At 45.9% G+C, this 12,583-nt stretch carries 14 protein-coding genes and 1 rRNA gene; 5 read left to right on the top strand and 10 right to left on the bottom strand.

Annotated features, from left to right (window positions below; genetic code table 11):
- The 4 genes from QMA39_RS17860 to QMA39_RS17875 form a co-directional block, all read right to left on the bottom strand.
- Window positions 1-58: ribosomal RNA gene (locus QMA39_RS17860) — 16S ribosomal RNA — on the bottom strand; the annotation flags it as partial.
- A gap of 627 nt (window positions 59-685) precedes the next feature.
- Window positions 686-1,486, bottom strand: a complete 801-nt coding sequence (locus QMA39_RS17865; RefSeq protein ID WP_281659469.1) for an SDR family oxidoreductase — start codon at window positions 1,484-1,486, stop codon at window positions 686-688.
- 190 nt (window positions 1,487-1,676) lie between these two features.
- A complete protein-coding gene (locus tag QMA39_RS17870) occupies window positions 1,677-1,832 on the bottom strand; it encodes a hypothetical protein (protein WP_169516172.1) in 156 nt (51 codons plus the stop codon).
- A 250-nt stretch (window positions 1,833-2,082) separates the two neighbouring features.
- Window positions 2,083-2,862: a LysM peptidoglycan-binding and 3D domain-containing protein gene (locus QMA39_RS17875; RefSeq protein ID WP_281659508.1), complete on the bottom strand. Its 780-nt coding sequence runs from the start codon at window positions 2,860-2,862 to the stop codon at window positions 2,083-2,085.
- 261 nt (window positions 2,863-3,123) lie between these two features.
- Between QMA39_RS17875 and QMA39_RS17880 the strand changes: the two genes are divergently transcribed.
- Window positions 3,124-4,176, top strand: coding sequence for a class I SAM-dependent methyltransferase (locus tag QMA39_RS17880; RefSeq protein ID WP_281659470.1), 1,053 nt, complete (start codon window positions 3,124-3,126; stop codon window positions 4,174-4,176).
- A gap of 41 nt (window positions 4,177-4,217) precedes the next feature.
- Here the strand turns inward: QMA39_RS17880 and QMA39_RS17885 are convergent, their stop codons facing one another.
- Window positions 4,218-4,982 carry a MerR family transcriptional regulator gene (locus tag QMA39_RS17885; protein ID WP_027953245.1) on the bottom strand — a complete coding sequence of 255 codons (765 nt, stop codon included), beginning with the start codon at window positions 4,980-4,982 and terminating at the stop codon, window positions 4,218-4,220.
- Window positions 4,983-5,170: 188 nt separating this feature from the next.
- Between QMA39_RS17885 and QMA39_RS17890 the strand changes: the two genes are divergently transcribed.
- The gene (locus QMA39_RS17890) at window positions 5,171-5,641 is read left to right on the top strand and encodes a DinB family protein (RefSeq protein WP_027953246.1); all 471 of its coding nucleotides are present in this window, start codon (window positions 5,171-5,173) and stop codon (window positions 5,639-5,641) included.
- Window positions 5,642-5,890: 249 nt separating this feature from the next.
- Here the strand turns inward: QMA39_RS17890 and QMA39_RS17895 are convergent, their stop codons facing one another.
- On the bottom strand, window positions 5,891-6,796 hold the full coding sequence (locus QMA39_RS17895) for a formate/nitrite transporter family protein (RefSeq protein WP_027953247.1): 906 nt from the start codon (window positions 6,794-6,796) through the stop codon (window positions 5,891-5,893).
- A 120-nt stretch (window positions 6,797-6,916) separates the two neighbouring features.
- Between QMA39_RS17895 and QMA39_RS17900 the strand changes: the two genes are divergently transcribed.
- Window positions 6,917-7,093, top strand: a complete 177-nt coding sequence (locus QMA39_RS17900) for a hypothetical protein (RefSeq protein ID WP_156896413.1) — start codon at window positions 6,917-6,919, stop codon at window positions 7,091-7,093.
- Between the two features lie 30 nt (window positions 7,094-7,123).
- On the opposite strand, the gene QMA39_RS17905 is transcribed toward QMA39_RS17900, so the two are convergent.
- Genes QMA39_RS17905 through QMA39_RS17915 form a run of 3 tightly spaced genes read right to left on the bottom strand, consistent with a single transcriptional unit; the run spans window position 7,124 to window position 9,449 of the window.
- Window positions 7,124-7,570 (bottom strand): DUF4064 domain-containing protein, encoded by a 447-nt coding sequence (locus tag QMA39_RS17905; RefSeq protein ID WP_027953248.1) that lies wholly within the window; start codon window positions 7,568-7,570, stop codon window positions 7,124-7,126.
- An 18-nt stretch (window positions 7,571-7,588) separates the two neighbouring features.
- A complete protein-coding gene (locus tag QMA39_RS17910) occupies window positions 7,589-8,539 on the bottom strand; it encodes an ABC transporter permease subunit (protein ID WP_206936147.1) in 951 nt (316 codons plus the stop codon).
- Window positions 8,532-9,449, bottom strand: a complete 918-nt coding sequence (locus QMA39_RS17915; protein WP_027953250.1) for an ABC transporter ATP-binding protein — start codon at window positions 9,447-9,449, stop codon at window positions 8,532-8,534. The genes QMA39_RS17910 and QMA39_RS17915 overlap by 8 nt, the downstream gene beginning before the upstream one ends.
- A 179-nt stretch (window positions 9,450-9,628) precedes the next feature.
- Between QMA39_RS17915 and QMA39_RS17920 the strand changes: the two genes are divergently transcribed.
- Together QMA39_RS17920 and QMA39_RS17925 are read left to right on the top strand one after the other, a co-directional pair.
- Window positions 9,629-10,768 (top strand): conserved virulence factor C family protein, encoded by a 1,140-nt coding sequence (locus QMA39_RS17920; protein ID WP_206936149.1) that lies wholly within the window; start codon window positions 9,629-9,631, stop codon window positions 10,766-10,768.
- A 12-nt stretch (window positions 10,769-10,780) separates the two neighbouring features.
- Window positions 10,781-11,209 carry a BrxA/BrxB family bacilliredoxin gene (locus tag QMA39_RS17925; RefSeq protein ID WP_027953252.1) on the top strand — a complete coding sequence of 143 codons (429 nt, stop codon included), beginning with the start codon at window positions 10,781-10,783 and terminating at the stop codon, window positions 11,207-11,209.
- A 137-nt stretch (window positions 11,210-11,346) separates the two neighbouring features.
- On the opposite strand, the gene QMA39_RS17930 is transcribed toward QMA39_RS17925, so the two are convergent.
- Window positions 11,347-12,525, bottom strand: a complete 1,179-nt coding sequence (locus QMA39_RS17930; RefSeq protein WP_206936230.1) for an MFS transporter — start codon at window positions 12,523-12,525, stop codon at window positions 11,347-11,349.
- Window positions 12,526-12,583 lie beyond the last annotated feature (58 nt).

A 12,583-nucleotide genomic window follows, 5' to 3' on the forward strand; every position in this document is an offset into this window, starting at 1 on the left:
GCATGTATTAGGCACGCCGCCAGCGTTCGTCCTGAGCCAGGATCAAACTCTCCATAAAAGTAGTTTGACTTGCTCATTTGCACACCGAATGTGCTTTGTTTCAAATTTCTTCATTAAAGAAGAAATGTTTTGACGTACTGGTTGGTTCGTTCAGTTTTCAAAGATCAAATGTTGTCGGCCGTTTGAAAACAGCGACTCAATCATCTTAACATGTGCTGTTTTTCTTGTCAACAACTTTTTTCATTAAGTTGAGAAAGTGTTTGGCTGTCGTTTTCGGCGACAAATACTAATTTACCACGCATAGTTATTGAAGTCAACAACTAATTTTGTGTTTTTTACGGCGTCTTTCTTTCCGTTGAGTCGCTCTCAATGCGACGTTTAATAATATACCATGGATGCTCCATATTACACAAGTGCTATTTTCATATTTTTTAAGATTAGCAGGGAGAGTACCGTAAACAAGGTGTTCTGCCCATAAAAAAACGCGCTGGTATCAGCACGTTTTAATATCTTCCTTTTCTTTTTCTCATAAACTTCTTAATCAATGGATAGACAATGGGTCCATACTTGGCTACTTTTCGAATCAACCGTCCCATCGAAATCACTCCTCTCCATATAAAGTTGGTGGATACTTATCTTTTCCCTGTTTGAGTCTTTGGAAAACAAAAGAGTGGGAAACCGTTCCTCATCTCATGACTGTACCTCCTGAAACTTTCAATGATTCTCCAATAATGTTTTCTGAAGCAGAAGAGAGTAAGTAAACGATTGAACGTGCGACTTCTTCCGGGCTGCTTAATCTCCCAGACGGGATGCCCTCTTCAGCAAGTGTCCGCTGCTCCTCGTAGCTTCTTCCTTCCCTCTCTCCTTTAGAACGGATGGCTTCCTGCCCCATTGCTGTATCCACGTACCCCGGACAGACCGCATTTACGCGGATTCCATGTTCAATGGCCTCAAACGCAAAAGACTGTGTAAAGCCGGTGATTGCGAACTTCGAGGCGCTGTAGGCTGTATTGCTGTGCGTTCCACGCAGACCAGAAAGTGAAGACAAATTAACAATCGAACCTTTCCCGTTCGCCTTCATCATTTGAAAAGCTTCCTGAGTGAAAAGAACCGTGGAAAAATAGTTCAACTCCATGACCTTCCGCATCTCCTCCTCTGTGAGGTCTTCCAGCGGTCCGCCGCCGATGATTCCAGCAGAGTTGACAACTCCGGTAACCGGCCCGATGGCCTGTGCTGCATCGTGGACAATTTTCTTTCGGTCCTCCGTCTTATTCAGGTCTGCTACACTTACATAAATCTGAGCCGCCCCATTAATGCTTGCGCAATCCTCTCTTAATGAAGAAAGCTTTTCCTCGTTCCGGCCGGTAATGGTCACATGACCTCCTGCACGAACAATTTCCTTCGCTGCTTCATATCCAATTCCACCTGTTGCTCCCGTTACGATGATATGTTCACCCTTCAGAGCTTCTTTAGAAAAAATGGTCATCCTTGTCCGCCTCCTTGTGACTAAACCATTACCGCAACGAGGACAACCTAAACCTTTGCATAAAAAAATCAGCGCCTATTGACTGATTCCGTCAAATAAGCGCTGATCCATGGGACTCTATTCTTCAAATAGTCGGCCATGTTTATTCGTTTCATATTTCTTCTCATAGCTGGCTTCACCACGTCTAAAGTTATTTACGTTTGTTATTCTGCTTACGGAAAGAGAAAAGAACCTTTCCACTCCGTGTGCGTTTTACCCCTTTACCTTTTTCCTGTGCTTGACCTTCAGGGCTGTTTTTGTAGTCCTGATCGAACAACTCACGGGCTTTTGAATAGAGCAGAGTCATCGTGGTGTCCTCCTTTTCTTTTTAGGATATGAAATGATTCCTCTTGATATTATTAGTAAAACGACGTTAATGCAAGCAAAATTTATGTTTTATAGCATTTTTTCTATTACATCCTTTTATATCGGGAATCATCCTTACTCAACGGTTTCCGCTGTGTTTGATTTTTAAACGTATTTTCGTTAAATAGAGAGCATTTTTCAAGCATTTGTAAAAAAAGACGGCCCCGGATCAGGGCCGTCTTTCTTCTATATTATTCATAAACTTTTACTTCTACAGACTTACGTCCGAAATCTAGCGCGTCAGAACGGTCTTCCATATAAACGTCAATGCGGTTCCCTTGGATCGCGCCACCTGTATCGCCGGCTACAGCCTTGCCATAACCTTCAACATAAACTTCTGTACCTAGTGGAATGACGTCAGGGTCCACGGCAATGACTTTCTGGTCCGGATTGGCTCTAAGGTCAATACCAGTTGCTGTCGTACCGGAGCAGCCTTCACAAAACGCTGTATAAGCTGTCGCTTCCATTGTCATTGTTTTAACGGCTTCGTCACCACCGGCAGGATTTGCTGATGTCTGTTCAGCTTCTGCCTCTTGATCAGCTGAATGGCTTTCAGGGGCGCTCTGCTCTGTAGATGTTTCTACAGCCGAGCCTTGAAGAGAAAGCTCTTCGCCAGGGTAGATTAGATGAGAATCAATGTTGTTCCAGGCTTGAAGCTGTTCTACACTCACGCCGTTGTCTTGACCGATACTGAATAGTGTGTCGCCGGAAACGACTTTGTGGACATCGCTGGATGAGGAAGCCTGTCCATTATTGTTGTCTCCGTTTACGGTCAGCGTCTGATTCGGGAAAATTAAGTTAGAGTTTAATCCGTTGTTATCCTTTATATCTTGCACGGACACATTATGGTTTTGAGCAATGCCCCAAAGTGTGTCTCCTTTATTCACTGTTACTTCTTCTGCACTTACCGCTGTTGCTGTTACTGCCGAAACCGATGCGACCGCCGCCAAAGAAACGATAGTTTTTTTCATCATGATTCAATTTCCTCCTTGGTAAACCGTCTCGCTCAGCTCTCGGCTAAGCGCTGCTTTAAAATCACAAGACCTACTCTAACATGTACAGCGAGGATTCCAATAACAAGAGAGCAACAAATACGTTTCACACATTACAAGCACTTTACCTGTCTGTAATATATAGAAGAAAGAAGGATTCCCATATAATGAAGTGAAATGTTGTAAACGTTTACAAAAATAAGTATAGTGTACCTAATAAAGGAAAAGGTGGGATCGTTGATGAAGGAAGCCGTACTCGAAAACCGGTCATCCAAACCTTACCGTGAAGAGGATGTCGGAAATACAGTTGTCCTCCCCCAGTATCGAGTCGACCTCAGGAAGTATTCGGAAAAGGAATACAACAAGTTCGTCCGCGTCAATACTGTGTCCGACTGGTCACTGTTGTCCTGGAAAGACGTCGGAAAACCTTTCGAGGTAAAGAGATACGCCAAGGAACGGAAGGAATGGGAACAATCCAACGAAAAAGCGATGGATCCTCACACCTCATGGACCTATTTCAACAGAGCCTTTCATGAGTGGTTCATGAAAGATGTGCCCAAGGAAAAAGACCGGACCAAACAGGAATTCCTGAGCAGTCTTCGTTCGTTCCAACCGTCTGAAGTAAATCAGACGCTCGGAAACCTTGTACGACTGCACTTATGGAATTACGTGCACCGAATCCAGGACGGCATTTGGGATCCACGGGGAAAAAGATCCCTGTTCCAGGGACTGCTCGTCCACCGCCCCCGTATTCTTTTTCTCGGAGCTGCGGAAGGGTATGAAGCCATGCAGCTCGCTGCCATGTACCCCGGCGCAGAAATTGTCATGGTTGATTACGATGAATACTGCAAAACGACACGTTTTGCTGAGTTTCCGGAAAGCTATCCTTTTCTCGGACACAACCCCAGAACAGGACAGGATAAAATCGTCTACAAGGATGACTTGAACATTGAATATGTGGTCGACGATATCCGGAACCTTCCTTACGTTAAAGAATTCGACATCGTACTATCGGTTGGTCTGCTGGAGCATTTCCCTGATGAGTATAAACAGGAAGTAGTAGATTGGCACAGGCGTTTTTTGAAGGACAATGGCTATGCTGTTCTTACAACTCCGAGGAACCAGCTCCGGTCCCGCTTGTATTACCATGTGATGGCAGATGTGATGAATCATACTTACAGAGAACTGATGACCGTTGAACAGATGGGGTTATATATGTATGAGAACGGCTTCGACATCCTCAGGCACGGATATATCAAGGTTCATAACGGACTGATCTGCCGTCCGCGGTAAAAAAAGATGGAGGCGGCCCATATGGGCGGCCTCCATCTTTTTCACGAGGAAACTCGGTCACAATAGATGTCAATGGCTTCATGAAGAAAAGCGGCATACCCTTCTCCCCACTGCTCCAGATTTTTCTTGAATCGCGGGTCCTGCACATACATGCTTCCCAGTCCCCTGAATATTTCCAAGGTGCACGGGTAAAAATGATCGGTTATATGCCTGCGCTTTTCACCAATCAACCGCTGCACCTCTGAATCACCAGGTCCATCCTTCATTCTCGCCGAGAGGCTCCGGTCAATAGCCATGCTTTCTTCCTGGATTTTTTTCCAATCCTCGTCTTTATACTGATCTGTTCTTCTCTTCGACTCTTTGTAGGCATCCGTATGCCCCCACCGCTCCTCTACCTCTTCAGCATACTGTTGCTGGTGCTTTTCGATCTCCTCTTTGTTAAAGGGCTTGAACCTGTCTTCATGTGTCATCACTTTTCCTCCTTGCAGGGACTGAAGGGATTGATCGACAGAAGAAATCAGCTTCTCCAGCCGTTCTTTTTTCTTCATGAGCACCGTTCTATGCTGGGAGAGGGCTTCCTCTTCGTTGAAGTTCGGATTTTCAATGATCTGCTGAATCCTGGCAAGCGGGAAGTCCATCTCTTTGAAAAAAAGAATCTGCTGAAGTTTTTTCACTTCCTCCTCTCCATAAAATCGATAGCCTTTCTCGTTTGTCCATTTTGGCGTGAGCAGGCCGATCTCATCATAATGATGGAGCGTCCGGATACTGGTTCCGGCAAGTTCCGCCATTTCCTTCACTTTGTACATCGATCATCACCTCCTCTTTAACCATAAGCGCTCACGCAGCGTGAGAGTCAATTCTTTTTTATACAAAACAGGGGGCGGAAAAAACTCATATTTCGTCGTTCTATGTAGTTTTTCACCTCAAAAAGGAATTCAGACAGAATCCGCAGAAGTAAAACATGAAATACCATTACAAATGAGGTTGTGTTCTTATGAATATGTATTGCCAAAGTGCGTTTCATCAGTTGGAAGTAGTCATCGCCTCCCTTTCTGAAATTATTGGTCAGCTGACAGAAGAAGATATGCAGTTACGACCGACCAGAGGAAAATACTCCATCGGCGAACTGCTGGCCCATATGGCCACTATTCCGGCGGCCGACGGATACATAACAGAGGGGGCCTCGAAAGAAAAGATGGAGAGGTTCTATGAAACGGTCAACATGAAAACGAAAGAGGAAATTCTTGATCACCTTTTTCATAATTTCGCCCAGTTGAAAGCCCAGTTTGAATATTATACAGAGGAAGAACTTCAGGAAGAGACGACCTCCTGGTGGGACGTACGCTACACCCGGTATGAATGGCTCGTCCAGATCGTTGCTCATATGTACCATCACCGCGGCCAGCTGCAGGCTATGCTGGTGCATTCCTACAACAAAGATCTTGAGGTGCTGCTATTTGAATGAGAATAGCGACTTGTTTCTAAAAGCATGATTACCAACCGCCTGCAAACATCGATGCCTCCACGGGGAAAATTCCGTGTCATCTAGGTAGAGTTGGTCGTGTGAAGGGGCACGTTCTACTTATCGGTGGATGCCTGACGCGGCTCGCAAGGTACTTTCAAGGAGCGGTGCTCCTGACAACAAGAAAAAAGCTTGCGGAGAAACAGGGGTTTCTCCGCAAGCTGAATCCCCGCTCCCTGCGGGGGTTTTCTCTTATTTCTTCTTTGAACCATTGGTTCTGCCGAGTGTAGTCTGGATATCTTCCTTATAGGCGTAGGAAAACAGCAGGGAAACGAGAATTCCTCCTCCAATCAAGTTCCCGATACTGGCGGGAAGCAGATTAAGAAGGATATATTCATACCATGTGTATTGATCTGAAACTAAAAAACCCATGCTGAAATAGCCCATATTTGCTGCACTGTGCTGGAAGTTACCAGCAACAAACAGGATAACCGGAAGCATCGTCCCCAGGATTTTTCCTGTAATATCACGGGCTGCCGTTGTCAGGAACGCCGCCATACCAATCAGCCAGTTAGCCAGCACACCGGAAATCAGAATCTGGAACCAACCTTTCCATCCATGATCAAGAAATTTCATTTTGTGATCCAGATACATGGATAGTTCAGTATTGAACGTGCTGGATAAAGAACCGGACATATAAATGAGTACAGCTACCATAAAGGCACCAAGAATATTCCCTACATAAGAGGACAGCCAGAATTTATAGATATTCCTGCTCATCAATCCCTGCTTGTTAAATAAGTATGAGGGCAGAAGAACGTTGACTTCTGTAAACAAAACCGCTCCCGAAATGAACACCATCGAATACCCAGCGGCGAATCCGAGGCCGGATAGCAGATGGTAAAGTCCTTTCGTCTCCACCCCAACAGCAAGAAGGATGGAAAACACCGCCCCGAAGGTCATAAAGGAACCCGCTGTCAAAGCGAGCAGAAACTGGGCCCTGAACGGTTTATTTAAGTGATCCCTTCCTTTTTCCCCGAATTCGTCGACGATCTGGGATGGAATATAAAACTGCCGGCCGGGCCGGTCTATTTTTTTTCCGTTTTTTATCTCTTCATGCTCTTCCTGTTCTTCCACGTAATCCTCTTCCCTGCTCATGACTCATCCCTCCAATGATTACTGCATTCCCCTTTCTGAAAAAACATAATCCCTGCATAACAAATTCTCCCTGTGAAAAAGTAAGAGCAGGGAATCAGGATAAGGGAAGGATGAATCTGAGTGATGACACAGGACAAATTGTGCCTCGCCTGTAATGGCGATGGATTATTAATGGACGATGAGGCATGGCGGTACACGTGCAGGATCTGTGGGGGGAGCGGATTCCAACCCCAGTACGGGCGTGTATATGACCGTCAGGCTGCAGAAGTGGACGAGCAGAACCGCTATATGGATTAAAAAAAGCACAGCCGCGGCTGTGCTTTTTCCTTAATAATCGATTGTGCCTCCATCTTCTACGGTTGATTTCTTCTTACGAACAAGTGCGACGATCCCTGCAATCAGGAAGGCTGCCGCTCCGAAAAGACCCATGCCGAAGGTGGCAAAGGTGAAGATGACAGCGGTAATGATCAGAATGATACCTGCGGCTTTCGGCTTTTTATCCCCTTTAAGGAAGACGATTGCCAGTATTCCCAAGCCAATCGCAATCAGGGAAGCGATGAGGACAAACATTGCAAAAGATCCCATGGCGTCTACGATCTGATTAATGTTCATTTGACCTTCCATCTGCATTTCCGGAGAATTCATAAAGCTCTCTAATTCCTGACGCACTTGCGGGTTATCCTTTGTATTCAGAAGAATCCCGCTTAAAATAATAGGCAGTCCAAACAAGACAATACCGATCACTGTAAGTACAATTTCTGCTGTTCGTTTCATATCCAATTCCTCCTTTAATTATGATCCAGCGACGTCGCGCTTCGTGAAAAATACCCAGGATAATAGCAGGAATACTATATAATATACCGCTAAAACCGTTATAGAAAACCCAAGAGTCAGATCGGGAATGATTGGTGATCCTTCGAAAAACTGGTTCAAGTTCGTATTAGCGAAAAGAATAAATTTCGCCCATTCCTTTTCAATAAGGAAGAAAATGATGGAACTTCCAGCCATCATTAAGAAAATGCTTAAACCGATAGCAAGAGAGGTGTTCCGGAATATAGCAGCAATCATGAATGCAAAGGTCGTCATAATGGTTAATTCTATAAAGCTCAAGCCATATTTCAACAATGAAAAAGTAAATATTCCTGTATTTTGATAGTCACCATTCTGTTGATAGACGTAAGTTTCTGAAAAACCTTCAAGACCGAACAGAGCAGCGCCTGTAATCAACGAGAACACATACAAAAACACCTTCATAGCCAGCGCGTATGTAAGGACCGTAACGTATTTGGACAATAGAATTTTCAAACGAGTAATCGGCCGGATCAATAACAGCTTGATGGTTCCCCAGCGAAATTCATTTGCTACAATACCCGCACCTGCAATAATAGCAAACAAGCCGACAAGTGCGGAGAGTCCCAGATTATCTCTAACGAAGTCCCAGCCGTTATATGCTGTCGGTGCAAGGTCGTTATCAATCCGATACTGGTTCTCCTCCATATTCCCATAGTTCGGATATTCTACTTCTGCTGTGGGGTCCGCCATCAATTGTTCGTTCTGCTCCTGCAATTCCTGCTTCCAGTTATCCCCGCTTGGCACGTCGCCGTTCGTAAAGGCTGCATCCACTTTAAAAAGGATCCCCGCCCCTATAACCAGCACAGCCAGGATCACCATCATGATCCAGGTGGATTTCTGGTGGAGCAGCTTCATCCATTCATTTTTGACTAATTGAAAAAAATTACTCAATGGCTCCCTCTCCAATCAAATCTAAGAATTTATCCTCGAGTGTGGAGCGGTGGATATTCACTCCATAAATCCGGATCCCTTTTTGAACGAGCCCGGAAACGACGTCAGGGATCGCTTCTTTTGTCATCTGTACGGTCAATGTCTCTTCCCCGGCTTCTACGTCTTTACCCGTCAACTCCTTCAAGGCTGCGGCACTCTGATCCACCGGTGATGCCGTGAATACGACTTCGACATCCTCACTCTGTTGTGCTTCATGAACCATCTGGATGGAAATGAGCTCGCCATTTTTAATCACACCAATACGGTCACACATCATTTCCATCTCGGAAAGGATGTGACTGGATACGATGACGGCCACTCCTTCTTCTTCGGCAAGCTTTCTAATGTAGGCACGGATTTCCCTGATACCCGATGGATCCAGTCCATTGGTCGGCTCGTCGAGAATCAATACGGATGGATTATGGAGAAGGGCCTGGGCAATACCGAGGCGCTGTCTCATGCCGAGGGAATACTTCCCCGCCTTTTCCTTGATCCGATTTTCGAGGCCGACAAGTCTGACCACCTCATGAATCCTCTCTTCTGTAATCCCCGGCATCATTCTTGCGTAGTGAACGAGATTTTTCCATCCACTTAGAAACGGATACATCTCCGGATTTTCAACGATGGCACCCACGTGGCGGACCGCCTGCTTGAATTCTCTGCTGATGCTGTGCCCCTTAATCACAACATCGCCTTCGGTCATCTCAATCAATCCGACCATCATACGGATCGTTGTTGTTTTTCCAGCCCCGTTCGGACCAAGAAAACCGAAAACCTCTCCAGCATGGATATCAAAATCCAATCCTTTGATGATTTCTTTCCTGCCGATGGTTTTCTTAACATTCTTCAGCTGCATGACTGCTTCCGACATTTCTTTCCCCTCCTTTTTCTTATTCTCCAATATACATACGTCTCTTTTTCACAAATGGTTTCATTTTTCGTTTTACCACCTTCATCCAAATGCCTGAATGGACAGAAGGAAGATTTTTGGATGCTGCTGCTTATCTTTGGTAAAATGAAAAAATAAGGAACGTTTAGGGGGAATGTTGAATGAGAATTGTTTCGATTGAACCAACACCCAGTCCGAACTCGATGAAGATTAACTTAAGTGAGACACTCCCGGACGGCGAAACACATAACTACAAAAAAGGGGACGACCACGAACAGTCGCCAGATTTCATTCAGCAGCTCTTTGCTGTGGAAGGCGTCAAGGGAGCCTATCATGTGACGGACTTCATAGCCCTCGAGAGAAACGCCCGTGTGTCCTGGGAAGCCATTCTTCCCCAAGTACGTGAAGTCTTCGGCGAGGCAGAAGCTGCAGAACAGACGGCAGAACCTGTTCAGCCGGACGAGCATTTCGGCGAAGTACGCGTCTTCATCCAAATGTTCAAAGGACTTCCGATGCAGGTGAAACTCGAAGAAGGGGACGAGGAGACGCGTGTGGGACTTCCTGAGCGTTTTATGGAAGCGGCTATGAAAGCCTCTCCTGCCTCTCCAAACATGATTATGGAACGAAAGTGGGTCGAGCAGAGCCCGCGTTACGGTGATGTCCAGGAAATCGGGGAACAGGTAAAAGAAGAGATTTCCGCAAGCTATGATCAAAACCGACTGGAAACGCTCGTTAAACAAGCGTTTGATGAGGAGATTCCTGTCGAAGATAATCAGGAAAAACAATCCTCCATTACCTTGGAGACTCTGGATCATGACGATTGGAAGGTCCGGTACGCCGCTCTGGATCAAATGGATCCGACGGCTGAGGATTACCGGATTCTCGATAAAGCCCTTGATGACGGGAAAGCGTCGATCCGCAGGCTTGCGACTGCTTATCTCGGCATGATCGAAGAGCTGGAAACCCTTCCTTATTTGTATAAAGCATTGAATGATAAGACAGTCACTGTCCGGCGTACAGCCGGCGACTGTTTATCCGATCTGGGCTTCAAGGAAGCGATGCCCAAGATGATGGAATCTCTAAGTGATTCCAACAAGCTTGTCCGCTGGCGTGCAGCCATGTTCCTTTACGAACTCGGAGATGAATCTGCTCTGCCTGCCTTAAGAAAAGCGGCGGATGACCCGGAATTCGAAGTACGCCTGCAGGTGAATATGGCTGTAGAAAGAATTAAAGGCGGAGAAGAAGCCAAAGGATCTGTGTGGCATCAGATGACACAGGCCACTCAGCAAAAACAACAATAGGAGGTCCACCCCATGAACCCATATGAGCAGTATATGAAAGAAATCTCCCAGCCGATGCGTGATGAATTAACGAACGCCGGCTTTACTGAATTAACAACACCGGAAGAAGTCGATACATTCATCGGCGAAACGAAGGGAACATCCCTCGTTGTCGTCAATTCCGTCTGCGGCTGTGCTGCCGGACTGGCACGCCCATCTGCAAGAGAATCATTGAACAACGAAAAGGCACCTGAACACCTTGTTACAGTATTTGCCGGACAGGACCGCGAGGCGACTGCGCGTATGCGTGATTACTTCGAAGGGTACGAACCCTCCTCTCCTTCCATGGCTTTATTGAAAGACGGACAGGTCGTCCACTTCATTCCAAGAGAAGACATCGAAGATTACGAGGTCGAGGAAATTACAGCGAATCTGACGAAGGCCTACAACGAATACTGCTGAAACCCTTCAGCCTGCAGAGAAAACCTCATGTTTTCCTGCAGGCTTTTTTCATCCTTCCAGGAAGGACGGCTTTTAAGGGCGGGGCCGGATGATCTCTATTGAAAAAAGACGGCCGCGAACACTTTCGACCGTCTGGTTTATGCTGTTTTTTGGTTGTCAGGCTGAACAAGCTTCCATACGATGATAAACAACAAAGCCCCTGCTGCCCCTGCCGCCAAATAGCTGACATTCATATATTCTTTCATCAAAAGAGACATCAGCGGAGGACCTGCGGCTACTCCAATAAACCTTGAAGAGCTGTAAAACGAGGTGATGGTCCCCCTTTCCTCCTTCTCAATACCTTCTGTAATCAAAGCATCCAGCGTAGGCAGCATCGCTCCGATAGACGTTCCGAGGATACTTGTTACGACAAGCAGCCATATCAGCCGCTCATGCATATAGCCTGTAAATACGACACTACCAGCGGCCGTCAGCAGAGAAAAAAGGAGCACTTTTTTCATTACGTCAGTATCTCCCTTAATCTTTCTCCCCGTGATGAAAGCAGACATACATAAGGTAAATAAAGGAACGGCGAGCACAAACCCTTTTTTTATTCCTTTAATATCGTGGACCTTCTCCAGCATATCCGACATAAAAAACAAAACGGCAAATAAAACGAGCATGGCATAGGCACCAATAAGAAAAACAGGATACAACCATGCCCCCTCCCGCTTAAAAATTTCTTTCGTTTTTTGAAGAAACTGCTTAAAAGGCCGTGGTTTTTCCTCTCCGCCTTTTGGTACCTGAATAAAGAAAAAGACTAAAACAATCGAGATGAGGCTGAAAAAAGAGATTGAGAAAAATGGTAAAAACCATAAGACGGCTGCAAAGGCTGCTCCCAAAATGGGACTGAGCACTTTCCCGAACGTATTGGATGTTTCAATAATCCCCAGGCATGAGCTTGCCTTTGCATCATCATCCTTGTACAAATCCCCCACGAGCGGAAGGATAATAGGCGTCGCTCCCGCCGCTCCCATTCCTTGAAGGACACGACCGATGGTGATCCATAGAAACGGCTCCTCCAGCTTCCAGGATGCAAAACCAGCAATCAATCCCCCGATAAAAGCCAGCACGAGACTGGGCAGGATGATCATCTTCCTCCCGAAGCGGTCCGATAAATATCCGGCAATAGGGATGAGAATAATAGCAGCAATGGAATAGCTGGTAATGATCGTACTGGACTGGAAAGACGTAATGCCTACCTTCTTTTCAAAAATCGGAAGTACAGGAATCAACATGGAATTGCCAAGCGTCATCACAAGAGGTATGGAAGCCATACTGACGAGACACCAGCCGCTGACTTTGTTATTCAAAGCGGCACCTCCTACATCTTCA

Origin of the sequence: Halobacillus sp. Cin3 (assembly GCF_947311855.1) — a bacterium.
Lineage (GTDB): Bacteria > Bacillota > Bacilli > Bacillales > Halobacillaceae > Halobacillus > Halobacillus kuroshimensis.